The following is a 326-nucleotide window of genomic DNA, read 5'->3' on the forward strand; positions in this document are numbered from 1 at the left end:
TCTTCAACGACGGCGCCTTCGACGTCCTCAAGGACCGCCAACAGGCCGAAGAAGCCGTCATCCGCCTCGAACACGGACAGCCCATCCGCTTCGGCACCGACAACACCAAGGGCGTCGTCCGCGACCCGGCCACCGGCGACCTCAAGATCGTCACCGTCACCGCGGACAACGAGGCCGACATCCTCGTCCACGACGCCCACGCCGCGTCCCCCACCACCGCGTTCGCACTCTCCCGCCTCGCCGACCCCAACACCCTCCACAACACCCCCATCGGCGTCCTGCGCTCCGTCGACCGGCCCGTCTACGACACCCTCATGGCCGACCAG

The 326-nt window shown here is 68.7% G+C and carries 1 pseudogene; it reads left to right on the forward strand.

The features are described 5' to 3' along the window. Nucleotides 1-326: pseudogene (locus IF28_RS0135845) on the forward strand (2-oxoacid:ferredoxin oxidoreductase subunit beta); the annotation flags it as partial.

This window comes from Streptomyces sp. NRRL WC-3626 (genome assembly GCF_000718785.1).
Classification (GTDB): domain Bacteria; phylum Actinomycetota; class Actinomycetes; order Streptomycetales; family Streptomycetaceae; genus Streptomyces; species Streptomyces edwardsiae.